Source organism: Mycolicibacterium helvum (genome assembly GCF_010731895.1).
GTDB classification, from domain to species: domain Bacteria; phylum Actinomycetota; class Actinomycetes; order Mycobacteriales; family Mycobacteriaceae; genus Mycobacterium; species Mycobacterium helvum.
In genome coordinates this window covers 4,229,171-4,254,312 of sequence record NZ_AP022596.1, presented here as the reverse complement: position 1 = coordinate 4,254,312, position 25,142 = coordinate 4,229,171, and the positions used below count along the sequence as shown (strand labels likewise).

21 protein-coding genes and 1 pseudogene are annotated in these 25,142 nt (G+C 64.2%); 17 read left to right on the top strand and 5 right to left on the bottom strand.

Translation table 11 applies throughout. The features are described 5' to 3' along the window. The first annotated feature begins 115 nt into the window (after positions 1–115). The 8 genes from G6N38_RS19960 (at position 116) to G6N38_RS19925 (ending at position 6,916) form a co-directional block, all read left to right on the top strand. Positions 116–334, top strand: coding sequence for a hypothetical protein (locus tag G6N38_RS19960; RefSeq protein ID WP_163749781.1), 219 nt, complete (start codon positions 116–118; stop codon positions 332–334). A gap of 5 nt (positions 335–339) precedes the next feature. Next, positions 340–588, top strand: coding sequence for a hypothetical protein (locus G6N38_RS19955; RefSeq protein ID WP_163749780.1), 249 nt, complete (start codon positions 340–342; stop codon positions 586–588). An 85-nt stretch (positions 589–673) separates the two neighbouring features. Beyond that, the gene (locus tag G6N38_RS19950) at positions 674–1,330 is read left to right on the top strand and encodes a TetR/AcrR family transcriptional regulator (RefSeq protein WP_163749779.1); all 657 of its coding nucleotides are present in this window, start codon (positions 674–676) and stop codon (positions 1,328–1,330) included. Then, positions 1,327–1,851: a VOC family protein gene (locus tag G6N38_RS19945; RefSeq protein WP_163749778.1), complete on the top strand. Its 525-nt coding sequence runs from the start codon at positions 1,327–1,329 to the stop codon at positions 1,849–1,851. Before G6N38_RS19950 ends, G6N38_RS19945 begins: the two co-directional genes overlap by 4 nt. Before the next feature lie 4 nt (positions 1,852–1,855). Then, entirely contained in the window at positions 1,856–2,368 is a 513-nt protein-coding gene (locus tag G6N38_RS19940) for a carboxymuconolactone decarboxylase family protein (protein ID WP_163749777.1), read from the top strand. A gap of 417 nt (positions 2,369–2,785) precedes the next feature. Continuing rightward, positions 2,786–4,279 (top strand): arylsulfatase, encoded by a 1,494-nt coding sequence (locus G6N38_RS19935; RefSeq protein ID WP_163749776.1) that lies wholly within the window; start codon positions 2,786–2,788, stop codon positions 4,277–4,279. A 35-nt stretch (positions 4,280–4,314) separates the two neighbouring features. Then, positions 4,315–6,630, top strand: coding sequence for an arylsulfatase (locus tag G6N38_RS19930; protein WP_246227337.1), 2,316 nt, complete (start codon positions 4,315–4,317; stop codon positions 6,628–6,630). 142 nt (positions 6,631–6,772) lie between these two features. Continuing rightward, on the top strand, positions 6,773–6,916 hold the full coding sequence (locus tag G6N38_RS19925; RefSeq protein ID WP_163749774.1) for a hypothetical protein: 144 nt from the start codon (positions 6,773–6,775) through the stop codon (positions 6,914–6,916). Positions 6,917–6,939: 23 nt separating this feature from the next. Here the strand turns inward: G6N38_RS19925 and G6N38_RS19920 are convergent, their stop codons facing one another. The 3 genes from G6N38_RS19920 to G6N38_RS31025 form a co-directional block, all read right to left on the bottom strand. Continuing rightward, positions 6,940–8,949 (bottom strand): sensor domain-containing diguanylate cyclase, encoded by a 2,010-nt coding sequence (locus G6N38_RS19920; protein WP_163749773.1) that lies wholly within the window; start codon positions 8,947–8,949, stop codon positions 6,940–6,942. Beyond that, positions 8,949–9,608, bottom strand: coding sequence for a biliverdin-producing heme oxygenase (locus G6N38_RS19915; protein ID WP_163749772.1), 660 nt, complete (start codon positions 9,606–9,608; stop codon positions 8,949–8,951). Before G6N38_RS19915 ends, G6N38_RS19920 begins: the two co-directional genes overlap by 1 nt. Positions 9,609–9,708: 100 nt before the next feature. Then, complete coding sequence (locus G6N38_RS31025) at positions 9,709–11,859, bottom strand: PE family protein (protein ID WP_220101371.1); 2,151 nt, start codon at positions 11,857–11,859, stop codon at positions 9,709–9,711. Positions 11,860–12,466: 607 nt separating this feature from the next. On the opposite strand from G6N38_RS31025, the gene G6N38_RS19905 reads away from it, so the two are divergent. Beyond that, positions 12,467–13,072 carry a hypothetical protein gene (locus G6N38_RS19905; RefSeq protein ID WP_163749770.1) on the top strand — a complete coding sequence of 202 codons (606 nt, stop codon included), beginning with the start codon at positions 12,467–12,469 and terminating at the stop codon, positions 13,070–13,072. A 258-nt stretch (positions 13,073–13,330) separates the two neighbouring features. Here the strand turns inward: G6N38_RS19905 and G6N38_RS19900 are convergent, their stop codons facing one another. Further along, the gene (locus tag G6N38_RS19900) at positions 13,331–15,100 is read right to left on the bottom strand and encodes a sensor domain-containing diguanylate cyclase (RefSeq protein ID WP_163749769.1); all 1,770 of its coding nucleotides are present in this window, start codon (positions 15,098–15,100) and stop codon (positions 13,331–13,333) included. A gap of 533 nt (positions 15,101–15,633) precedes the next feature. On the opposite strand from G6N38_RS19900, the pseudogene G6N38_RS31295 reads away from it, so the two are divergent. Then, a pseudogene (locus tag G6N38_RS31295) lies at positions 15,634–15,994 on the top strand (cytochrome P450); the annotation flags it as partial. Positions 15,995–16,068: 74 nt separating this feature from the next. Here the strand turns inward: G6N38_RS31295 and G6N38_RS19890 are convergent. After that, the gene (locus G6N38_RS19890) at positions 16,069–17,997 is read right to left on the bottom strand and encodes an Ig-like domain-containing protein (protein ID WP_163749768.1); all 1,929 of its coding nucleotides are present in this window, start codon (positions 17,995–17,997) and stop codon (positions 16,069–16,071) included. Between the two features lie 807 nt (positions 17,998–18,804). On the opposite strand from G6N38_RS19890, the gene G6N38_RS19885 reads away from it, so the two are divergent. From G6N38_RS19885 to G6N38_RS19860, 7 genes are all read left to right on the top strand, one after another. After that, the gene (locus G6N38_RS19885) at positions 18,805–18,951 is read left to right on the top strand and encodes a hypothetical protein (RefSeq protein WP_163749767.1); all 147 of its coding nucleotides are present in this window, start codon (positions 18,805–18,807) and stop codon (positions 18,949–18,951) included. 252 nt (positions 18,952–19,203) lie between these two features. Continuing rightward, positions 19,204–19,500: a TetR/AcrR family transcriptional regulator gene (locus tag G6N38_RS30775; RefSeq protein ID WP_246227334.1), complete on the top strand. Its 297-nt coding sequence runs from the start codon at positions 19,204–19,206 to the stop codon at positions 19,498–19,500. A 15-nt stretch (positions 19,501–19,515) separates the two neighbouring features. After that, positions 19,516–19,683 (top strand): hypothetical protein, encoded by a 168-nt coding sequence (locus G6N38_RS30770; protein ID WP_246227333.1) that lies wholly within the window; start codon positions 19,516–19,518, stop codon positions 19,681–19,683. A gap of 1,091 nt (positions 19,684–20,774) precedes the next feature. Beyond that, the gene (locus G6N38_RS19875) at positions 20,775–21,644 is read left to right on the top strand and encodes an MlaE family ABC transporter permease (RefSeq protein WP_407663002.1); all 870 of its coding nucleotides are present in this window, start codon (positions 20,775–20,777) and stop codon (positions 21,642–21,644) included. A gap of 4 nt (positions 21,645–21,648) precedes the next feature. Next, positions 21,649–22,503, top strand: a complete 855-nt coding sequence (locus G6N38_RS19870; protein ID WP_163749765.1) for an MlaE family ABC transporter permease — start codon at positions 21,649–21,651, stop codon at positions 22,501–22,503. A gap of 2 nt (positions 22,504–22,505) precedes the next feature. Further along, entirely contained in the window at positions 22,506–24,026 is a 1,521-nt protein-coding gene (locus tag G6N38_RS19865; RefSeq protein WP_163749764.1) for an MlaD family protein, read from the top strand. Further along, entirely contained in the window at positions 24,023–25,063 is a 1,041-nt protein-coding gene (locus G6N38_RS19860) for an MCE family protein (RefSeq protein WP_163749763.1), read from the top strand. The genes G6N38_RS19865 and G6N38_RS19860 overlap by 4 nt, the downstream gene beginning before the upstream one ends. Positions 25,064–25,142 lie beyond the last annotated feature (79 nt).

Below are 25,142 nucleotides of genomic sequence, written 5' to 3'. Positions count from 1 at the left end.
GCCCCAGATTCGGGGCGGGCAAACATCTGTGACGAGTTCCACTCGCGCGAGGTCGGAAATTTAGAGTGGTCGACTACGCACGACAGGTGGCATCTGCGCTACCTACGCTCGCCCCGTGACCGCCCCCAATATCGTCATATTGTTCGCTACCGCACTCTGCCTGATCGCGGCGATGTGCGTCTGGTTGATCTGCTCAAACGGACATCACCGCAGCCAGATGGAACGCCGTCGGCATAGGGGGAATGCCGGAATCCCGGACGCCGAAGCGAACTTCTTTCTGGAATCACACGTCTTGGAATCGATCATCGCCGATCACGAGCGGAACCTGCGGTGACAGCCATGAGTGATCGCGAACGCGCGTGGAACATGCTCTATGACGAGGTACGGCGCCGCCTTGATGGCGTGACACTGGACGGTCCCTGGGAGACCCGACTTCGCGCCGCGATTCAAGAGGTTGACGATCCGGTCGACTTGGTCGTTCGGCTGACCGGTTACAGCGCTGGCCTGGCCATGCGCGGTCGCGACAACGAATTCGTCCAACAGAAGATCGACGACGCCCTGGCTCTGATCGTGAAATACGGGACCTGACCAACGGCAAGGAAGCTCTTGACGCGGTACCGCACGGTACCCTAACTTGTTAGTCAACAAGTTAGTTGTTGCCGAGAGGTTTCTGGTGGCTAACACGAAGTCGTCACCGCCCAGCGGCGCCGCCCGCACCCAAGAGGTCCGCCGAGCCGAGGCCGAAGGCCGGCTCGTCGCCGCGGCCGCCGACCTGGTCGGCGAGGTCGGACCCGCCAAAGTCACTCTGGCCAACGTCGGCGAACGCGCGGGCTACAGCCGTGGGCTGGCGACCCACCACTTCGGCTCCAAAGGCGCGTTGATGCAGCGCCTGGTCGAGACCGTGACCCACCAGTTCCGCAGCGCGATGTTCGATCGCGGTGAATCCGCCGACCCGATAACCGAACTCAGGACGCTGATCGGCATCTACTTCGAGGTCATCACCGACCTTCAACCGGTCAATAGGGCACGCCTCGTGCTCTGGGCCGACGCGGTCGCCAACCCAGCCGAAGACACCCGCGCCCGGATGGTCGCCACCGACCGAGAGTTCCGGGAAGAAGTCGAGAAGCGCATCGCGGTCGCGGTGAGTGCGGGCCTGGCATCCAAGACGATTCATCCGCAGGGACTGGCCACGGTGATCGTCGCCGTGCTGCGCGGCGTGGCATTGCAGTCACTCATCGACGACGACGTCGACCTCGTAGCAGCCCGACGCGAAGTTGAAGCCCTCCTGACCCACCGATTCACCACCGAACAGGAAGAAGATCGATCATGAGCCGACTCTTCGGCACCATCGCCCAGATCGGCTACGTCGTGCGCGATATCGACGCCACCATGGACGATTGGGTGAAACACGGTGTCGGACCGTGGTTTTATGTCGACCGCGTCCACACCGACTACTTCCGCTACCGCGGCGTCGACTCGGACATGCAGATGAGCGTGGCACTGGCCAACTCCGGTGACGTCCAACTCGAACTGATCCAGCCGCGCAACGATGCGCCATCGATGTACAAAAACTTCCTCGATGCCGGGCGCGAAGGCATGCAACACATCGCGTACTGGTCCAACGACTATCAGACCCTGCTCGATCAGGCGCTTCGTGCCGGCTACACCATCGGGCAAGAAGGCAGCATCGGCGGCGAGAAGGGCCGCTTCGCCTATCTCGACACCGAAACCACCCAAGGCACCGTCATCGAACTCTCCGATATCAGCGGCCCCAAAGGTCAGTTCTTCCAATACATTCGCGAGGTCGCTGCCACCTGGGACGGCAGCGACCCGATCCGCGGCCGGGAGTGAGACCATGGACTACCCCGACGTCGGCGCCCTCCCCCAGAATCTCAAGGACACCCTCGCGCAGCACGCGCCGGTCAACGTGTACCGAATGGTCATGCATTCACCGGGCCTGGCGCCCGGCTTCTTCGCCATGGCCGACGCGATGTTCCAAGCCAATTCGCTTCCGCCGCACCTGCGCGAACTGGCGATCCTGCGGGTCGGATACCGTTACGCCGCACCCTACGAAACGCACCAGCACGAGAAGATCGCCGGCTACGCCGGACTGTCAGCCGAGGCGATCGCGGCTGCGGCAAGCGGTGACACCGACGGTCTGCCCGCTGACGAGGTCGGCATCCTCACGTGGACCGATCGACTGCTGGATGACCACACGCTGCGCGGCAACGACCGCGACGAGGCCCTCACGCTGCTGACGGTCACCCAACTGGCCGACCTCGTGATGACAGTTGGCTTCTACCAACTGGTCTGCAATTTTCTCAACACGTTCGACGTGACCACCGACGGCGAACCCACCTATGGCTGAACGGCTTTCATCATAAAGGTGCACCACCTCGACCGCGGCACGACGAACATGCCGGCCCCCGGTGGACACTGCACTGCGGGGATGCCTTCTATCACTGGGCCACCCTCGATGGCCGGTCGCGAGTGCCTCGCGTTCTCACAGCCACGGAATCGGCAGTTGCCTGGGATCTGAGGAAGGTTCCCCCACCTGTTCATCCTGAACTCTCACGACAGCACGCTCTTCGAGCGAGCCCGCGACAGCGCCTTGCGCAGATTCGACCTCGTCGCGGCCACAGCGACCAGCTGTTGTGGTGAAACTGCGGGCATCGACGCATAAAGGGGCTAGCGTCGCTGCCACGGGCGACCAAAAGCCAGCAGTGAGGCCGGACGCGCCTGCCGGCAGCCGATCGGGGGGCCGCGCGCGGCGAGAGGTCCAGATGTGACTGACAAACCGAACATTCTCATCATCTGGGGCGACGACATCGGGCAGTCCAACCTCAGCTGTTACAGCAACGGCCTGATGGGGTACCGCACCCCCAATATCGACCGGGTTGCGGCGGAGGGGGCGCTGTTCACCGACTACTACGGGGAGCAGAGCTGCACTGCCGGCCGCGCGGCCTTCATCACCGGCCAGAACCCGTATCGCACCGGTCTGACAAAGGTGGGCTTGCCGGGTGCCACCCTCGGGCTACAGGCAGCCGACCCTACGATCGCGACAGCTCTCAAAGCTCAGGGCTACGCGACCGGCCAGTTCGGCAAGAACCACCTCGGCGATCGCGACGAACACCTGCCCACCATGCACGGCTTCGACGAGTTCTTCGGCAACCTGTATCACCTCAACGCCGAAGAGGAGCCCGAAGAACCGGACTATCCCAAGAACCCGGAGTTCCGCAAGAAGTTCGGCCCGCGCGGTGTCCTGCACACCTGGGCCAACGGCGACGGCACCCAGCACATCGAGGACACCGGTCCGCTGACCAAGAAGCGGATGGAGACCGTCGACGAGGAATTCCGCGACGCCGCAGTCGATTTCATCAAAGCCCAGCACGAGGAGGACACGCCGTTCTTCGTGTGGTTCAACTCCACGCACATGCACTTCAGAACACACCCCAAACCCGAGAGTGTCGGCCGCTCCGGGCGCTGGCAGTCCGTCTACCACGACACGATGATGGACCACGACGATCTGGTCGGCACGCTGCTGGACACCCTCGATGATCTCGGCATCGCCGACGACACGATCGTCATGTACTCCACCGACAACGGTCCGCACATGAACTCCTGGCCCGATGCCGGGATGACCCCGTTCCGCAGCGAGAAGAACTCGAACTGGGAGGGCGCTTACCGCGTCCCGGCCCTGGTGCGCTGGCCGGCGCGGATCCCGGCCGGCACGGTGCTCACCGGTATCGTCAGCCACAACGACTGGTTCGTCACGCTGTGCTCGGCCGCGGGTGTGCCAGACATCGCCGAGAAGCTACGCGCTGGCACGGATCTGAACGGCACGACCTACAAAGTCCATCTCGACGGTCACGACCAGCTGCCGTACATCACCGGTGACACCGATGAGAGCCCGCGTCAGCACTTCTTCTACGTCTCCGACGACGGTGATCTGACCGGACTGCGCTACGACAACTGGAAGTTCGTGTTCCTCGAGCAGCGCTGCACAGGCACATTGCGGATCTGGGCCGAGCCCTACACCGAGCTACGCGTGCCCCTGATCTTCAACCTGCGCACCGACCCCTACGAGCGGGCCGAGATCACGTCAAACACCTACTACGACTGGCTGCTCTCACACGCCTACATGCTCGTCCCGGCCCAGGCCTACGTCGGCCAGATGCTGCAGACGTTCGCCGAATTCCCGCAGCGGCAGAAGTCGGCCAGCTTTGGCCTCGAGCAGGTGATGGCCAAACTGCAGGAGGGCGGCGGGCACAGCAGCTGAGCCTCGACGAAAGCTGGTCAACGATGATCACCAGGATGCCAACCGACGGATCGGCACTTCCGTTTCCCGCGGCGCCGCCGGCCAGCTCGGCCGGATACACACTGGCCGAATCGACCCATCAGCGCCGCGTCGAGCCGCGGCACCTTCCTGAGGACGCACCGAATGTCCTCGTCGTTCTCCTCGACGACGTGGGGTTCGGCCTCTCCGATGTAGTGGGCGGCGAGGTGCGGACCCCGGCATTCCGACGAGTCGCCGAAAACGGCATCTGCTACAACACTTTTCACACCACCTCGATCTGCTCCCCGACCCGGGCGGCGCTGCTTACCGGCCGCAACCACCACCGCGTGCACTCCGGGACGATCGCCGAGCGAGCCGTGGACTGGGATGGCTACACCGGAGTGATCGGCAAGGACACCGCCACCGTGGCAGAGGTGCTGCGCCACTACGGCTACTGCACGTCGGCATTCGGCAAGTGGCACAACTCCCCCGCCACCCAGACCACGGCGATGGGGCCGTTCGACCGCTGGCCGACCGGGCACGGCTTCGACTACTTCTACGGGTTCATCGCCGGCGAGACGTCGCAATGGGAACCTCGGCTCTACCAGAACCTCAACCCGATCGAACCGCCGGAGCGGGAGGGCTACCACCTCTCCGAAGACCTGGCCGACAACGCGATCTCCTGGCTGCGGCAACACCGGGCCTACGCCGCCGACCGCCCGTTCTTCATGTACTGGGCGCCCGGCGCCGCGCATGGACCCCACCACGTCGCCAAGGAATGGGCCGACAGATACCAGGGCGCTTTCGACGACGGCTGGGACGCCTACCGCGAGCGAGTCTTCGCCCGGCAGAAGACGACAGGATGGATCCCCGCCGAAGCAGAGCTGACGCCGCGGGCCGACAGCATGCAGGGTTGGGCCGACATCCCCGCGGAGCAGCGCCCATTCCAGCGGCGGCTGATGGAGGTGTTCGCCGGTTTTCTCGAGCACGTCGACGTTCAGGTCAACCGGATCCTCGACGAACTGGATCAGCAGGGCCTCGCCGAGAACACCATGGTCATCTACATCTTCGGCGACAACGGGTCCAGCGCCGAGGGTCAACGCGACAGCATCAGCGAGCTGCTGGCCCAGAACGGCATTCCGACCACCGTCGACGACCAACTGGGCGCCCTCAACACCTTGGGCGGACTTGACGCCCTGGGTTCGCCGAAAACCGACAACATGTATCACGCGGGCTGGGCATGGGCGGGGAATACGCCGTTCCATCACACCAAGCTGGTGGCTAGTCACTTCGGCGGCACCCGGAACCCGATGGCGATCTCCTGGCCGCGCCGGATCACCCCGGACGGTGCGATCCGTGGCCAGTTCCACCACGTCAACGACATCACGCCCACCATCTACGAGATCCTCGGCATCACAGCGCCGGAGATTGTCGACGGTCACGATCAGAAGCCGCTCGACGGAGTCAGCCTGGCCTACACCTTCGACCACGCCGACGAGCCGGGCCGCAAATCATTGCAGTACTTCGAGAACGCCGCCAGTCGCGGCGTCTACCAAGATGGTTGGTACGCATGCGCATTCGGGCCCTTCGTGCCCTGGGACACCGCCGGCACCGCCGCGCGGATGGCCGCTTGGAACGCCGAGACCGAACCATGGGAGCTCTATTACCTGCCCGAGGACTTCTCCCAAGCCAACGATCTCGCCGGCGAGCAACCGCAGAAGTTGGCCGAACTCAAGGAGCTGTTCAAGGAGGTGTCACGGGACAATCTGGTGTGGCCGGTCGGCGCGGGGTTGTGGTTACGCGCCCACCCCGAGGACCGCGTCTGCTCGCCGTACACGCGGTGGCGCTTAGACACGTCCTGCACCCGGATGCCGGAGTTCACCGCGCCGGGCCTGGGCCGCCAGGACAGCCGCGTCGACATTGCAGTGACCCTGCCTGACAACGCATCCGGCGTGCTGTATGCCCTCGGTGGATTCTCCGGAGGACTGACCTTGTTCATGGACGACGGCCAGCTGGTCTATGAATACAACTTGCTGATCGTCGATCGCTACCAAGCCCGCAGCGCCGCATCGATCCCCGGCGGTTCGCACGTCATCACTGTCACCACCGTATTCGCCTCACCGGCGCCAATGGCGCCGGCGATGGTGACCCTCAGAGTCAACGGCGCCGAGGTCGGCAGTGTCGCGGTGGCGCGCACCGTTCCCGCAGCCTTCACTGCCAGCGAAACCTTCGGCGTCGGAGTGGATCTCGGATCGCCAGTGTCCCCCGACTACTTCGACCGCCGCCCGTTCCGGTTCACCGGGACGATCGATTACGTCGACGTCGAGGTATTCCCACCCGGCACGAGCGCCTGACGTAAGGAGTTCCGCCAGTGGCAATCACCGAGTATCGACGCCCTAGCCGCCGATGGCCTCAAGTGGGCGCAGGGGTACAACACCTACTGCGTCGGGACGTGGCACCTGGCCCCTGATGAGACGATGAACGCAGCCGGTCCGCATGACCGCTGGCCGCTGGGGCGCGGATTCGAGGCGAACCCATCGAGTCATCGTCGATGTCAGTGACGAGCACGTCGAGGACTACGAGACGCAGATGAGGATCGCCCTGGCAGCAGTGACCACCCGCACCGGGGTGATCAGTTGATCGGTCGGGGGGGTGGCGAGCAGTCATCGCCGCCGCCGCTTGTTTCGATACATGGCAGCGTCAGCCCGTCTCAGCAAATGGTGCGGTTCTTCAGGCGCCACCGCCACCGCCACGCCAATCGCCGCGCTTATCGTCAACTGGAGATCTGGGCGGATGGAAATCGGCTCCAGGAACGACTGCCGGATCCGGTCGGCAACCGCCGTGGCGCCGGCGGCGTCCGTCCCCGGCAGCAGCACGAGGAACTCGTCACCGCCGAGTCTGCCCGCCGGCGGATCCGCCGCGTCGGTGCATTTCAGGAAGGCGTCCCCGGTGCGAGTTACCTCGGCAATGCGCCGCGCCGACTCGCGCAGCACGCAGTCGCCGGTTTCGTGACCAAACTCGTCGTTGACTTCCTTGAAGAGGTCGAGATCAATGAAGATGGCGGCCACTGGATTCTCTGGTGTTGCCGCCGACAGCATGGTGGCCACTCGACTGCTCAGATGGCGGCGATTGGGTAGCCCCGTCAGAGAGTCGTACAAGCCGAGGTGTGCGAGTTGCGCCTGGGCTCGGCTCAACTCGGCCGATTCGATGTCATGTGCCACCAGTTGCGCCGCGTGTAGGTCGGCGGGTGTCCATGGCGCACTCGTGCCGCTGACGTGCTCCAGCCACGTGTCGAATGACTTGCGCGGATTGATCATTCCCGCGGAGTGATCGTGCGGATCCCCGAGCCAGCGCAGCGTTCGCGGACGGTCTCGCCGAAACCAGACCACGAAATCATCCCGCGCGCCAACCGCAACGAACAAACAGCCAACGACGCCAAGAGAGTTCGCCGTCGATAGCGATAATCGGTCGGTGCACCACGGCGCACCCGGGAGTCCGACGGTGCGGAGTTCGCTTACGAGTCTTCGCACGGCATCCTCGGATGGCACCACGCCGATCGACCGGTACTGCCCGTCCGCAGATGCGGCTGCGCCGTCTGCCTGGCACAGCTCCAGCAGGTCGCCGGAATCCGCCGTGAGTCCTTCGGCGATATCGGGCGCGGTCTGCATCGCGACCCTGAGTCGGGTCCGGATGGATTCGCTGCTCGCTGCATCGCTCAGTCTGGAAATCTGTGCCGCCGCCGAGAGCTGGAGTTTCGCCTGCAGGACTACCAGCTCACACGCCCGACGTCGCCAGCGCGAGAGCCACCGTGGATGTTCAGATGTGCACGACACGAGCCGCGTCAGCCGGCCGCCGTCGGCCATTGAGAACGAAACGCTGGCTGCTGTCTTCATATTGCGCATGTATTCGAGGTGTAGGGGCGAAACACTGCGCAGCGCAGCGCGGCTGAGGTCAAGACTCGTTCCGGCCATGCGCGGCGATGCAATCACCGGGATATCACCCTCGGCGACATCGGGTATGTAGCGCGACGCTTTGCGGATGTAAATCTGACGGGCTTGGGACGGAATGTCGCTCGCCGGAAAGTGATGCCCTAGGTATCGAACCAGTCCTGGAAGACAATCCTCGGCGACGATCTCTCCGTGCTCGTCTTCATCGAACCGGTACACCATCGCGCGGTCGAATCCGGTCAGTGTGCGCACCGCGCTCGCAACAGCCCCCTCAACTTCGGACACACCCGTCACCTCGGCAAGCGCCTGCGAAGCGTAGAGAACTGGGACGAGGTTGGCTTGATCGTCGCCATGCGCCCTCTCGATCTCGATGACGATCTGCTCGCCGACCCGATGCAGAATCACATCGACCTTGCCGCCGGGAGGAACTGTCATGTGCACCGCATACAGATCGGGCGACGACGGTCGGTAGCCGGTCTGCTCGATCGCCTGCTCGACCCGCGGCTGTTCTTCGTCGGAGAAGATGCTCGTCACCGGCGAATCGAAGAGGTCAACCGCCTGGACCCCGATCAACTCAGAAGTGTTGGCGCTGGCGTATGTGATGCGGCGATCGCGCAGATCGGCCGCAACCAGCACTCCATGGGCTTGGATCCGGCCCGAAAGGTGCAGCTGCTCACTTGCGCAATCGACCAGAGCCTGTGCGCGCGAAGGTGATTGGGCATCCATCAGGCCGCTCCCGATGAGGCGTCCGGCCGGCTCAAAAGGTCGCTGAACAACGCGTAAGCAGCTAGCGCGCCCGCTATTACTCGCGCGGAGTCCGCCCCGGATGTCCCGAAGTCATCCAGTGCCATCTTGAAGTCGTGCCAGAGCCGGCCGACGTCGAGTCCGTCAGCATTAAAGAAGGATCGCGGGAACACGCGGCCCCCGGAAGCGGCGAGGTTCGCAGCGATTATGCGCCCGCCGAGGACTGATCCGGCCGCAACGTATGCGGCACCGATCCTCTCGTCTCGGCCACCACGCAGCCGGTCGGCGAAGACAGGCCCGGGCTGAGGAGGACAGCCGTCATCAGCGGCGGCCGGCGACCACTGCGACATCAACCCGATATCGGCTCTCAGCGACAGCTCCCGGCACAGCAGCGCCACGTTCGGGCCCAACTCTTGTGCGATCGTCTCCCGACTGAACTCCGCCACTGCAGTGTGGAAAACCAGCAACCCGTTGAGCACAGTCAGGTATCCCGGCGCATCAAGGCGGCCGAAGTCGAGACGCATGGCCGCCTCGGCGGCACGATGCGCCTGCACTGTGCGGTCACGAAGAGTCCGCGAAAGGCCCAATTCTGCTGGCCCGGGCGAACCGCCCTCGGGTCCGCCCTTACTGGCACGACCCACTCTCGAACAATAGGCCCGCACGCTCCCCCGCGGCGCACAACGAGCCACAAGTGCCTCCGATCATCCGGAGCCTCGCACGAGCCGCATGCACAGGATCGCCTTACACCGGTGGCGGTGCGCCGTTAGGGCCGTCGGCGCCTGGGACGGCGGGTGTTCCGGTGGCGGTGCCGCCGCCACCACCGAAGCCGCCCTTGCCGGTGCCACCGCCGGTGGAGTTACCGCCGCCACCACCGTCACCGCCGGTGGCGGTCGCCACCGCTGTCGCAGCGCCGCCGCCACCGCCGTTGCCACCGTTACCGGTGCCACCATTGCCGCCACCGCCGCCCGCACCACCGTGGACTTCGGCGGTACCGGTGGCCGTCGCCACCGCGCTGCCGCCACCACCACCGACACCTCCGGCACCACCGCCGTTACCACCGTTGCCGCCCGTACCGCCGAAGCTGACGCCGCCCGGCGACAAGCCGAACAGGGTGGCGACACCGCCAGCGCCACCGGCACCGCCGGTGGCGCTGGTCGAGTCGCCGCCCTTGGCACGGTCGGGGTTTAGGTAAGTGGGTCCACCAGCGAAGGCGTTGAGGGGCTGAGTGCTCGTGGCGGTCACAGCGGTCGTTGTCGCGTTGCCAGAGGCACCGCCGGCGCCGCCGTTCCCGGTCGTGCCGGCGCCGCCGATACCGCCGTAACCGCCGAATGAACCGGTGTAGAAGTAATTGTTCGAGTCACCGACCATGGTGGCGTTGCCGCCGCTACCGGCCGCACCACCGACACCGCCGGCACCACCGTTACCGCCATTGCCGGCCCCCGCAATGGTGTCATTCCCGGTCGACGACGCCGCACCGCCGTTACCGCCAATACCGCCGGCCACCGTGCCGGCACCTCCGATGCCACCATCGCCGCCAGTCGCCGCGACTTTGCCGCCAGTGCCGGAGACGAGCTTTCCGACCAGCGTGGCGCTACCGCCGGCGCCGGCGTTGCCGCCGCTGGCTTGAGTGGATTGGCCACCATCGCCGCCCTTACCACCAAACGCGGTGGAGTCGTCTCCGGTCGATGTCGCATTACCACCGCCACCGCCGTTGCCGCCGTTGCCAATTGAACCGTTGCCGCCATGACCGCCGGTACCAGCGGACGACGAGACGCTAGCGCCGGTGGCCGTCGCGTCGCCACCCTTGCCGCCGTTTCCGGCCACCAGGCCGCCGAGGCCGGCGTCGCCGCCAGCGCCACCGCTACCGGCACCGGCGACATCGTTTATCCCGGTGGCGCTGCCGCCGGCACCACCGTTGGCGCCGTTTCCGCCAATCCCGTTGGCAGCGCCGGTTCCGCCGACACCGCGGTCGCCACCGGCGCCGCCCTTACCGCCGTTGAAACCGCCGAGGCCGTACCCGGATCCGGCCGCCCCACCCAGACCGCCGTTGCCGCCGTCGCCACCGGTGCCCGCGCTGCCCGCGCTGCCCGAGGCGCCCGCCAGGGCGAACAAAAGGAGGAGGCGGCCGGTGCCCGCACTGCCCGCGGTGCCACCGTCGGCGCCGGTGCCACCGTTGCCGCCCTGGGCGCCATCGCCTCCGGCGCCGCCTGGTCCGGTCAGTAGCGCGGAGTAGCCGGTGCCGCCGGCACCGCCCTTACCGCCGTCGCCACCGGTTCCGCCGGAGCCGCCGGACCCAGCCGCCCCGCCTTGGCCCCAGATCCAACTGCCGTCGCCACCATTACCCCCGTTGCCGCCCTTGACGCCGTTGCCGCCGTTGGTGCCGGCCGTACCGCTGCCGCCATCCTTGGACCCGCCGGTCCCGTCGGTGCCGGCCGTGCCGTCGGCGCCGTCGCTGCCGTTGGTGCCACTACCGCCGCGGCCGCCGGCGCCGCCGTTGCCGAACACTGAGAGCAGGCCGGTGCCGCCGCCGTTGCCGCCGTTGGCGCCCACGCCACCGACGCCACCGTCACCGCCGTTCCCCGCGATCAGGCCGCCGTGGCCACCGTTGCCGCCGTTGACGCCGGCCGACATACCCGCGCCGCCGTCCCCACCTCTGCCGAACAAGACCGCCGAACCGCCGTTGCCACCGTTGTATCCGGCACCTCCGCTGCCAATAAGGCCGGCGCGGCCGCCGGTGCAGGAACCCGTCGGGCAACTCTGCGCGGTCCAGCTGTAGCCGTTGCCGATCAGGATGCCGCCGTTGGGGTTCGAGGCGGTGCCGTCACCGACGAAGAACCGCAGGAGTGCGCCCGGATACCAACCGCTCACCGAAGACGCTGCCGGGCCGGACACCGAAAGAGCCGACGCCGTTCCGCTCACCGGAGCTGAAGACGCGGAGGCAGAGACAGTTGACGATGACGCATTCGAGGACGAAACAACCCTGAGCACCGCGGTTTTGCCAGCGGCGGCCGACGAGGTGTTGGAGCGATGGGAGCTGCCGCTGCCTGGCGAAGAGCCTTTCCCGTCTCGAGCGCTACGAGCAGCCGCGCGCGAACCACGCGACGGTGCGGATGATGTCGCTGGGCCAGCCGAGGCCGACGGCGCGTGGGAGCTTGAGCCGGTCGAGTCCGAGGATTTGCCTGTGTCAGCGAATGCCGCCGGCATCGCGGCAACCGCTGAGCCAACGCCGAGCGCGACTGCCAGCGCTCCCACGTGGCCCACGTAACGTGCGTAACCGGCTCGGGCGCCGGCGGTTGGCTTCTCACCATGTACAGCGTCGCACTTGGACATGACATCCCCCGATTCAAACCAGCGTTGAGCTGGCGACCAACCGACACCCCTGCGGTGTCCAAAAGGTGTCACACTGAAGTGCGTGCCGTCGGCTTTCAATTCGCACATGTAACGTGCGGGGGCTGAAATGGAAGGTTGACGGTCACCCGGTCTAGCAGAATCGGGCCTTATGGACACCGAATCACGGCCTCCCGGAGTGTCGTCGCGAATCACTCGCGCCGACGGACCCCGGCACCCGTGGCTGACCGGCGAGGTCACCGTCGACCTGCCGGTCATTGTCGACTGGGTCAAGATGGACCCGGCGAGCGGCGAACAGCAAGCGCGGGTGGCGGCGCGGATAGACCTCGTCGCAGGCAAGCCCGAGGTCGTGGAAATGTCACTAATTTCGCATGCCGGACTTGATTTGGTGGAGCTCCAGCGCGACTTCCGCTGGGCCTCCCCGCTGACGGTCGTGACTGGAATCCTGCCCCGGTTGATCGCGGCAGGATCAGACCCGTATTCCGTCGATCTTCCGGTCACCGGATTCCCCGCCGTTGCCGTGCAACCCCTCCGGCGCCGTGGATTCCTCAGCGACGAATTCCTGACCACGATCGCCCGTGAGTACCTCGCCCGGCGCCGCGGCTACGCAGCAAGCCTGGCCCACGAGTACTTCGTGTCCCCACGCACGGTGGTCAGTTGGGTCGAAAAGGCCCGCGCCCGAGGGATTCTGAGCGCACCACCCACTCGCGGGGCTGCCGGTGGCCAGCTCATGGCGAAACCGACGGGCAGCATCTAGGACAAAGCAGGCCAAGACTTTTCAGTGGAATCGGTGATAGCCCTAGTTCTAGGGCGCGCTGGCCCGCGGGATGCAGGCGTCCGGCAAGCTTGTCACGACCATCGCTAGGGCTTTTGACGTTAGCGCAGCGACCATCTACCGAATACTGTTTCGCAACAAGACAATTCGCGTCGACGTCATCATCCGGGGGTTCCTCTGCATCCTTGAGACCGATGAAAATTCCAGGTCCTCGTATCCAACGATAGCCAGGGGAGCCGATTACCGAACTGTTGGCCGCGGTCTCCGGGCTGGTTCGACCTGGACGACAACGTTCCTGTTGCTTGACTTGGCCTGGTACATAGCTGCATCGGCGCGGGCGGTGATCACGGCAACAGACTCGCCGGGGTCAGCGATGGTGGCACCGATGCTCAACGTCGCATAGACGGTGATCCCGGATTCGTGGATAGGTTCGGCGGCCCGACGGCGAATCTGCTCACCGATCTGGGCGACCTCGTCGATGCTGTGGACACCGGGCAGCACGACGAGCATCTCGTCACCTCCGGTCCGCCCGACCGAGTCTCCGTGACGGACAGATTCACTGATACGGGTGGCCAACGTTGCGAGGACTGCGTCGCCGATGCCGTGTCCCCAGGTGTCGTTGATGGTCTTGAAGTGATCGACATCGCAGAACAGAATGCCGAGGTGGTCTCCACCAGTGGACGGCTGCGCCAATGCGGACTCAAGGCGGCTGATCGCCTCGGCCCGATTCGCTAACCCGGTCAATGTGTCGAACCGGGCCAACCGTTCGAGTAGTTGCTCGGCCTTGACCCGATCATCGGCGACGCGCAGCGCCGCGATCAGTCCGTCGACGTTGCCCTCAGCGTCCACATAGGGCTTTCCGTGGCCGTCGACCCACTGGTAACCACCGTCCAGGGAGCGCACCCGGAACCTGTGCATCACCGAGTCGCCGTTAGCGATCTTGTGCAATGCGTCGGCGAGTGGGTCGAGGTCGTCGGGGTGGATGCGGCCGCGAAAGCCCGCACCGATCCACGACTGGGGTGGCCCGCCCAGCGCGAACTCCACCGACGGCGAGATCCACACGACCCGGCTGCCACGTAGGTGAACGATGATGTCGACGGCGTTGTCGGCCAGGATGTGGTAGCGCGTCTCAGCCTCAGCGCGATCTTTCAGCAGACTCTGTTCCTGGTGGCGCAATCGGAACCCAGCCACCACCGCCAAAACCGTGCCCACCACCAGCGAGAGGACAAAGGCCGCATTCTGGCTGCTGCCTAGGGCCAGGAACGTCAGCCTCGACAGCGCCACGAGGATCACAAAGCCGACGGCCAGACCGTACAACCGCACCAGTGCGACCCAGTCGGGTCGGGCGATCAGCCAGGCCAGCGGAAGCCGGTCAGGACGCGCCACGAGCGTCGCCACAGCGAGCAGCAGCAGCGCCACGGCGGTCGACATCGCCATACCGGTGGACGGCGTCACGTCCACCAGCGCCATCGCACCGAACACGTAGGCCGTGACGCCGACGGATGGAATGGCCGCGCTACCCACGACACACACCGACCAGACCACCCAGATCCGGCCACGATCCACTCGGGTCAGCGCGACCGCAGCGGCCAGGAGTAGCACCGCTAATGCCGTCAACGGACTCGGACGGCCCGGCCAGGACGATTGCAACGTGCGCACCGCGTCTCCGAACCACACCTGGTCCAGGCCCAACGACCGACCGGATACGTACTCGGCAATGACGACAACAGCACCGATACCCACCACCACAGCCATGCCACGTCCGGCCCAGACCCGCCCACGAGCCGGCTGCCCAGTCTGCACCAGGATCGCCGCCGCCAGCGCGGCCAGCCATAGAGCGGTCCACGGCACCATGTGCGGCCAGGTCCGATAGACCCGCGTCAAACTCTCGATACCGGTCGCCCAGCCCACCCAGTCCAGGGCAGCAACGACCAGCACGACCACTGCAACGGCGCGGCCCCATCGCGCCAAATTCACTTCGACACCCAGATGGGGAGTGACTCCACCCATCGGCTGTCCTACCCCTCGGCGATCCCTAGCCGCATTGTGCTCTTAATCCCAAGACGCCGCCGACACATCTGTCTTATCTGGAGTGTGACGGACGACCGCCTGCCCGCTCGGCCGCCGATGCGCTAGCTGACGCCGCAAACCCGTTGTGCCGTTGAGGTGAGCCCCGCGTAGTGGTCCCGTGGACCAGTTCACGGGGTCCGGCCACATAGCGGAGTCAGGGAGTCCGAGATGGCCTGTTCGGTCTCAGGATATGAGGCGATGATGCCGCGCAATCTCGAAGGCGCTCCTGGTCAATCAGGATGCGCCCAACACCCGACTGCGGAAGCTTGTTTCGAGGGCCTTCACACCACGGTCCATTGAGGCGCTTCGACCGCAGCTGCAGGCAGCGGCCCGCACGATCGTCGAGCGAGCCGCGGAGAAGGGACTGGGCGAGTTCGTCGGCGATATCGCGGCCCGGCTGCCGTTGCTGTCCATCGCTGATCTACTCGGAGCGCCTGGGAGGACGGCCGCAACCGCGGTGAACGAGTTGTCCGTGGTCCACTACGAGCAATGTATTTCAGCGCACGGCCATGCGTGATCTCGAGTTGGGCGGCGTGCAGATTGCGGGGGGCCAGCGCGCCGGAATGTTATACCGATCAGCCAACTTCGACGAGGAAGTCTTCGACAACCCCTTCGTGTTCGACATCCTGCGCGACCCGAATCTGCACGTCGGCTTCGGCGGACATGGGGCCCGCAACTGTGTCGGCGCCAACCTGGCCCGCTTGGGACTGAAACTGATCTTCAATGCAATTGCCGATGTCGTTCCCGACATCAAGGTCCTGGGTCCGCCAGACCTCGGCGTGGCTGCATGCTGCCGCGGAACTCACAGTCGAGTACGGTCGATCGTTGCACTAGCTTGACTCCATGCGAATGGTGAAGCGGCTGCATTGCAGCCGCTTCACCTTTCGTTCGATTGGTCAGGATTGCCGTTACACCTGTGGGTAAGGTGCGAACCGACGATTGAAACCCGCTTGGCGAGAAGCGATCTGGGCGGCGCGCTCTTCTGGCGTTACGTACACAGTGGTAGGCGGCAGTACGGTCCCCAGCCCGTCGATCGGCACAACCTGAGCTGAAACAGCAGGCTTATCAGTAGAGTTCGGGTCGAGGGCCTGGAACCGGAGAAACAGCGTCCCCTGATCGAGACCGCCGGTGGAGACCCAGTTGGCGACGCCGGGATCCGTCTTCGAGATCACGAAGGTATAGGTTCCATCTGGATTAGCCACGGCCTGCGAATTATTCAGGCTCGTCTGGTAGTCCCAGTAGTTGTTCGTGACAGTCCATTCATTGGTGACGGGAACAACGAAGTATCCGGCATTGCCAGGATCGACCGTCACGACCAGCGTCTGGCCATCATTGAGCTGGAAGTAGCCGAGGCTCTGCAACTGGGTCGCGAGGGTGTCCGAGCCGGCTGAGGCCGGCTGCGAGAGTTCGTTCGGCGGTCTCAATTCTCCCGTGCTCGGATCTGTCGTGGTCAGGCCCGCCCAACGTTGTTGATACCAAACGGCGCCGCTGACAAGGGTGATCAGGGCCGCATACGCGTTGTAATACACCTCAGGCAGCGACCCTGAACGCGCGACGCCGACTCGAGCCAGTGCGGCACCGATTTCCTGCAGTGCCCGCCCAACCACGGGCAGTGAGGTCAGGCCGAGTTCATGGAAAACGTTGTCGGCCGGGCCACTGACCCGTTGGACGGACAGTTGGGTCGCGGTCTCGGTGTCCCAATCCAACAGAGTGTCGCGAACAACGATACCGGTGGCGCCCGAGGGGAGCTGGATATGGTTCTTCTGGCCTGGCGCAGTCGGATTCGAATCGAGCGTGATCGTGTAGCTGCCGTCGGGTGCAATATCGAGGTCGCTGGCCGACAGTGTCGAAGCAGTTTTGCCATCAGTCCCGACCAACACGCTGAAGGTGGTGTCTACGGGCATATGCCCGGTGATGAATTTCCCGGTGACTACATAGACGGAGTCGGAGCTCATCGGGATGATGCGGTAGGTGGTGTCCGGATTGTCATAGAGGGCGCGGATATCCCTACCCGTCACGCCGTACCACGTGTGCTGGGGAAGCTCGTTCGGGTTGATTTTCGGGTTGTAAGGGTCGCGATTCAGGGAGGTCATCGCCGCGAATGCGGCGAACGAGTTAATCGCTGCATCGATTTGGTCGAGGTTGGTTTGGTCGGGCCCGTTGACGTTGGCGAAGAACTTTTTCGCAGTCATCGGCCACGCGATCTTGAGGACGATCTTCGCCAGTTGTACGAGAGGCGAATTCACGATCCTGGCGACACGTTTTTCGAATTCGAGTTCCTGGGGCGTTGCGAGGGGGTTAATTTCGCCCGCCTGCGCCGGTTGCACCAGCACTGTCACCTGCACACTCGCGGTGTGACCGAAGTCCGCGGCGAGCAAGGTGCCTATCCCGTGGAGGTGAAGCGGGTTATTCCGTGCGTCGCTAACGGTGACGGTGAAGGTGTCGACCCCGCCGCTGGCTCGCATAGCGGCATCGGGTGTGTAGGTGAATGAACCGTCGGAGTTCAGGACTACCGAACCACTCTTAGGGGACCTGCGCACCGAGTAGGTGAGCGTGTCGCCGTCGGGGTCGGATCCGATGACCTGGCCGTTGACGGCTCCGTACTGACCCGGTGTGTTGGTGGATGCGTCGTACGTGAGAGTCGGGGTGCTGTCGGACAGATTGTGGAAGAGCTGATTCAACGGTGCGGTGATCGATGTGAGCGCGGCGGTCACCCGTGACTCGACAGCGTCCGATTGGCGGCGGGCCGCCTCCAGGGTTGCCATCAAGGTGACCGACAGCTGCTTGATCGGCGAGTTGTCTGCGGTGATCGGATTCCATCCGGCCAGAGCTGACACACTCGCTGCGGCCGGTTGAACCGACCGCGTCGACGACACCGCAGTGACCGAGTCGACCTTGTCGGAGGCTGGGGCATTCCCGGCCGCGCTGGCAAATGCGGTGTCCCCGGCATCTGGGGTAGACGAACCGCTATCGGCCGGCTTGGCGATGGTGATCGTCGCCGACGTGCCGCGGGTCTGCGCGCTGGACGGTCGAACCGGGTCTTTGGTCGTTTCAGTCGAACTGTTGCCTGCCCCCGAGCGCCCGGATTTGGACGTTGCCGGCTTAGCCCGGCCCGAGGAAACTTCTCGTGGCTTCTTCGTGGCGGTCGCCGATTTCGCCGCGGTGGCCGACGAGGCGGCTTGGTGTGTCCGCCCGCCCGAGGTGTCCGCGTCCGCCCAGGCTGTCGGAGCCGAGTTGGCGATCACCACTCCGATGCCCAACGCCACCGCCAGCCCACCGACACGGCCGATGTACTTTGCTGGGCCACGAGCGGAGGGCGTGCTTACCCCCCCGGGGCAGCCTTGGGCAGCAGCACCGGCACCTCTCTGCCGCGATGGGCTGTTCGAGCGGTTCCTGTTGTCTCTCAACGTCGCCTCCATTTGTCTCTCAATGTCGCCCCCATCAATCACCCCGTTAGGTGTGGCGGGCATCACACTACAAACTCGGAAGAATGTAGCAGGAGCCGGCCACCGATCGACAGCTTTTCGGCAGAAAATCGTTGCTAGCACTTACGGCGAGCGCGCGAGACATGACGACTATCGCGATAACGGCCCTTTGGCGGTGGAGCCCGCCTGCGCCCAGATTCCTTCGGAGCGGTACAACCGATGCGCATCGAGATCCCCGACCTCTTCGATGTCCTGCACCACATCGATCAGCGAGGCGGGGTCGCCCGCGGATGGTTCTTCGAACCGATACCGGCCCACATTTTGACGCGCTACGACGATGTGAAAGCGGCATTTCTCGACACCTAAACGTTCTGACCCGCCGCTACCCAGGAAGCCATGTCGTTCCCGCTGATGGGGCCGACGTTCCTCGTATGAGGGCCGTACCACTACGTGCACCGGAGAGTGGTGCAACGAACTCAGCAAACATCGTCCCCGGAGTATGTGGATTCCCTGCTGATACCGCAGGCCCGCGCGATGGTCGATCGGCTTTTGCGAGCGAGGTGAGTCGAAGCCACCGACTGCACCTGTCATGAGGCGGCGGCGCAACAACCGCGCACGGTGACCATTCGCAAGCTGCTCGAAGCGACCAGCGACGAGTTGTGTGAATCACCATATGCGGATCTGACCGTACGCGCCGTCGCAGCTCGCGCCCGACTATCTCCAGCCAGCGCCCACAAACACTTCCCGTCGAAGAACGCGCTTGTCGCCGAAGCGTACTTTCGCCAGCCACAAGACGTTCCGATGTCTGTCGATGTGAATCAGCCTGTGTGTGAACGGGTTCGGGCGACGTCTCGGGGATCGCGTTCGTCGTCGCTGACCACCCTGAGATGGCTGCCGAATGCGCGAGTGCGTTGATCGCGGGCGACCCTGGTGTCTATCCTGCGCGCCGGAAGATCGTCGTGGAAGTTCCGCACCGGATCTCGGCGGCCCTGGGTCCGGGTTGGCCGTGCGACATCGTGGCTCAGTTACGAGCAGATCTCTGCACACCTCGACAGGGCGGTTGACCGGATCGTCGGCGGCCACGCCGACGGCAACTGAATATCGTTGGTACGTCAGGAAATACTCGGCAATGTGAACGGCATCCTGATCGCCAGCCATGGGCACGGTTGCCAACCGGGCATAGTACGCCTGATGTACCAGAGGCCACATCTGTTGAAACTCCTGCGGTCCAACCCAATTCGCTGGTCACATTCCCTTCGCAAACCTCAGGATACGTGCACGCGGATTCGATGATCCACGTGCTGGTCACTGTTGCCTCGTCGCGGCAGATGCCGTTGGTCGTCGCCCGGTCACCGCTTAACGTGGGGTAGACCTTTTTGATCGGATGCGCATCCGACGACGCTCATCGCTAACAGCTCGGCACGCAGCTGCGGGCCGAACGGTCCCGGCTCGGCGTCAGTTCGTCGTGGCGTTTCAGCGTCGCCAGCTGCAGGGCCACGGAGGCGGCAAGATACCGCCCGCACTGCCCACGCGAGACCGTCCAAGCCTTCTGAAGCGCTTGAGCGCATCGTGGAGGTACTTTGAATTGCACTGTTGCCGACTCTATTTAGAGACCCGCCGGCCCGCTCTCGGCGACTGGGCCGCAGCCGTCAATCGGCACCAAGCATCGTCCAGCGACTAGCCCGTCACCGGCATCACCTGATCCGAAATGAGGGCCCTGCACTTCTTCGACGCCTTCCCATAGGACTTGGCGAACGTCGCGGTGATCTCGGCACGGGAGATGCACGCCGAATATTGACATTGTCTGGCCACTTGCCTAAATTCGTGGTCAGCGTCACACATAGCGCGTTCGCAGGCCGTGAACCGCCGAGGCAGAAAGAGTGTCATGCTCTCAGAGTCGTTCAGTGGCCTACGGCAAACGTCGGCGGTCGCAACATCGTCGTGCACCCCGAGCTCGTGTCCCTCGTAGTGCACGCCCGCGGTGAGCAAGAGGTCGAAGGGGTCGACTCGGTGTTGGTCCTGAGGTCAGTGCGTACGCACCGGGCCCAGACCGGCGTGGTCGCCATCAGACCAATGTCCCGATGTGGATATTGGAGCGAGTCATTTTGACCGGCACACCGACGGAAGGGTGGCCAGCGGGTCCAGTGACGACGCTGGCTGACACTACGCAGCAAGAGAACACCGCAGTGGTGACTGCTTCTGAAGAACAGCCGCAGCCACCATGTCCGGAGCGCTCGGCCCTAGGCGATATTGGGGACTGGGGGCGCCGGTATCTACGGTCACATCCGTTGATGTCGCTGGACACCTTCGGTGGCCAGGTAGTTCTAGGCATACGCACTATTCAGTACTTCTTCGTCGATTTATTCACCGGCCGATTCAACGCGGGCGAGTTCGTCAAACAGGCGGCGTTCATGGCTGGCACGGCAATCGTGCCGACACTTTTGGTGACGATTCCGGTCGGTGTCACTCTCTCGATCCAATTCTCTGTGCTTGCTGGGCAAGTCGGTGCGGAGTCGCTGGCCGGCGCGGCGAACGGGCTGGTGGTGATCCGACAGGGCGCTCCGCTGGTGGCGGCGATCCTGCTCGCGGCTGCCGTCGGCTCGGCGGTCAGCGCTGATCTGGGCTCGCGGACGATGCGCGAAGAAATCGACGCGATGGAGGTGATGGGGGTCTCGGTGATCCAGCGCCTGGTAGTTCCTCGGTTCGCCGCGGTCGTCGTAGTTGGGATTGCGTTGACCGGACTGGCGACCTTCGCCGGCTTCATCATGGGTTACCTCTTCAACGTGTATATGCAGCATGGGACCCCGGGCTCGTTCATGGCAACGTTCTCCTCGTTCGCCACCGTGGACGACCTCGTACTGGCGCTGGTGAAATCGGTGGTGTTCGGCGCGATCGTGGCAATTGTCAGCTGCCACAAGGGCTTATCCACGCGTGGTGGCCCCGCTGGGGTGGCGAACTCGGTGAACGCGGCGGTGGTTGAGGGGATGCTCCTGCTGATGATCGTCAATGTCGTCATGAGTCAGCTCTATTTCATGATCTTCCCGAAGGTGAGCCTCTAGGGCTATGGCAGCCTCAACATTTCGTGCCGTCGGCACCCACCAATTGACCCAAACCGCGGCTGCGGTGGGGCGGCCGGTGGCCCGGAGCGGTCACATGCTGTATTTCTTTGGCCGAGTGTTGGTGACGACCCCTGTCGCGCTACGCCGTTACCGCCGCGAATTCCTACGAAATCTGTCCGACATCGCGTGGGGCAACGGGTCGATTGTGGTCGGTGGTGGCACTGTCGGTGTCGCGTTGGTCTTGGGAGTCACAGCAGGTGCGCTGCTTGCCGTCGAAGGTTACAACTCGCTGAACCTGCTTGGTCTCGGTCCGGCGACCGGCATGCTCGCCTCATGGGGATCGACGCGCGAGATGGCGCCGATCATGATCGCCCTCGCGTTTACCACCCAGGCAGGTTGTCGCTTTACCGCGCACTTGGGCGCTATGCGTCTTTCCGAGGAGATCGACGCGATGGAAACCATGGCCATCAACCCCATCCCCTATCTCGTCACGACGCGCGTCGTCGCATCGGTTGTTGCAGTGATTCCGTTGTTCCTGGCTTGTTTGGCCGCGGCGTACTTGGCCGCTGAGGCCGTGGTGGGTTTTACCCCCACGTCTCTGGGGACATACGAACACTATTTCGCATTGTTCAGCAGTGGCAGGGACGTCGTGTACGCGACGATCAAAGCAGTCGTCTTCACCTTCGTCGCTGCGGTGATTCAGTGCTACTACGGCTATTTCGCGACCGGCGGCCCTGAAGGAGTCGGTGTAGCGGCCGGGCATGCAATGCGCGCTAGCATCACCGCGATCATCATGCTGAACGCCCTGCTGACGATGGCCATGTGGGGCGTCGACGCTGGCGTCAGGTTTGGTGGCTAGCGATGCCGAATTCCTTCGATACAGACGCCCGCGGCCCGTCAACCGGCCGCCTCTATCTGGCTGGTGTCGCGTTTTTGCTAGTGCTTGCTGTGGTCGTCGCGCTCTTGCTTGGCAAGTACAACGGCGAATTCGATCCGATCGTGCGGGTCCGCGCCGAGCTGGTCAACGTGGGTGATGGCCTGCCCGCCAAGTCTGACGTCAAGTTCCGCGGTGTATTGGTCGGGTTTGTGTCTGAAGTTGTTCCGGCATCGGCCGGCGGGCCCAACATCGTTGATATCGAGCTCAAGACCGAATACCTCTCGGGTATCCCCAATACGGTTACCGCCCGAGTAGTCCCGTCCAACGTCTTCGCGGTGTCGTCGGTGCAGCTGGTGGACAACGGGCAGAGCAGGGCTCAGCTGAGGCCTGGCGCCGTTATCCAGGAGGACCAAAGTCTGCCGACGGTGCTGTTTCAAACCACATTGAACAAGCTGCGCCAGGTGCTGGTGGCCGTGGGCCGCGAGCCGAACGGGGACCGGATCGGCTGGGTTGCCGCCTTGGGCGAGGCTACTCAGGGGCGCGGTGACCGACTGGAGAAGGCCGGACGTGACCTGAATGAGATTGTCGCCCAACTGAATACGGTAGTCGGAACTGAGCCGGGACCGTCCACGCTATCTGCCTTCACCGCTGCCGCTCAAGGGTTGCGATCCGCTGCGCCAGAACTCTTCGACGCACTCGCTCCCGCCGTCAAGCCGCTACAAACCTTCGCCGAAAAACGATCAGAATTGGCGGACTTTCTATTCGCCGCGAACAACACTGTGGGAACGCTCGGTGCTGCCTTCGACAACCAGACCGACAGGCTTATCAACATCAGCACCAACCTGACTGCGGTCATCGGTGAGTTGGGAGCTCGGCCCCAGGTGGTCAGCGGCCTGATCAAAAACTTCGTTGGGCTCAGCCAGAAGGCATCCACCACAATCGATCTCGACGCAGGAGTGATTCGGGCCAACGCAATTATCTCCCTCACCCCATCTCGGACTTACGTGCGCGCCGATTGCCCTCGCTACGGTGCATTAGAGGGTCCCAGTTGCCAGACAGCCCCTGAGGTGCCGGTCGCGCCCGCGTTGACGACGGCACTGGGATCTCGGGGGCTCCCGCTGCCTCCGGGCGTCTCGGAGAATCGCCCCAACCTGGCTCCGCCGCGAGGTTCCGTGCTGCCGCCCGAAGCTTATTCTCCCCTGCCACCAGCGGGGCCGCCGCCCGAAGGCCCGCCACCGTTACTGCCGGCCGAATCCCCGCCACCGGCCGCACCCGATCCGCCAGCACAACCTATTCCATCTCCCGAACCCGGCCCCCCACCGACTGTCCAACCGCAATCGGCGGTCATCGGCGGCAACGTCGGTCCCGTCGGGAGCAGTCAGGAGAAAGACCAACTGAGCTTCATCGTTGGTGCCCAAGCGAATTCCGCCACCGAGGTCCTGCTGGGACCGCTGGCGCGCGGAGCCACCGTACATCTCGCAACAGCCACCGGAGGTGAGCGGTGAAGTACCGCAACGCCGTGATCGGCCTGAGCCTATTCCTGGTGGTGGCGATGGCGACGACCTGGATGGTGCTCGTCACGCTTCGCCGTGACGTCGTAGGCCCGACGAACGAATACTCGGCGATGTTCACCGATGTGTCCGGAATGCACTCCGGCGACGATGTTCGCATTGCCGGAGTTCGTGTCGGACGCGTGGACAGAGTCGATCTTGAGGGCACCTTGGCCAAAGTCACGTTCCAGGTGCAAAAGGACCAAGCCGTCTACAAGGGCACGATCGCCTCGGTGACGTATCAAAACATCATCGGCCAAAGGTATCTCGGCCTCTCGCAGGGATCATCGGCCGACCGGACACCCCTGGCGAGTGGAGCCCAGATCCCGCTGGAAAACACCAGACCGTCTTTTGACATCAGCTATGTGCTCAATGGGTTCGAGCCATTGTTCGGCCTGATGGACCCGCAGCAGGTGGACAACCTGACGAACGCGGTAATCAAGGCCCTACAAGGAGATTCGGGTTCGGTGCTGACACTGATCACTCAAACGTCCGCACTTGCGGAGACACTCGCCGGCCCTGACCAGGTGCTCGACGAGCTCGTCACCGGCCTAAACAACGTCGCCACCAACCTTGCCGCCCGAGACACCGATCTCGAGGCGTTGATCAACCAAACCCATGACGTTATGGTCACGCTCGATGACCGGCGCGATCAGTTGGTGGCATCGGTGGGTTCAATCAACGCCGCGGTCACACGATTGGCGACGATCACCGACAACATCTACCCCCCGCTGCATGACCTCCTCGAGCGCGAGCCCGGCTTCCTGGCGAACATTGTCGGCCCGGGAAGGGAGCGCTGGTCGTTCATGGGATCGAACATCAGCCCCTTCTTCAAGGGTTTCGCGCGAATTACCGAGGGGGGAACATACGCCGATGCCTATCTATGCGACGTCAACTCCACGATATTCGCGTTCCTTAGCCGGCTGATTCCCGCCGTCGTCCGGCTGGCGTCACCGGGAAATGTCATCCAACACACACCGATGTGCAGGTAGTCGCCATGCTCAATCGCCTCAAACGCCCGATCGAGGGATACAACAAGATCTGGGTCGGCACCGTCGCCGCGGCTCTCAC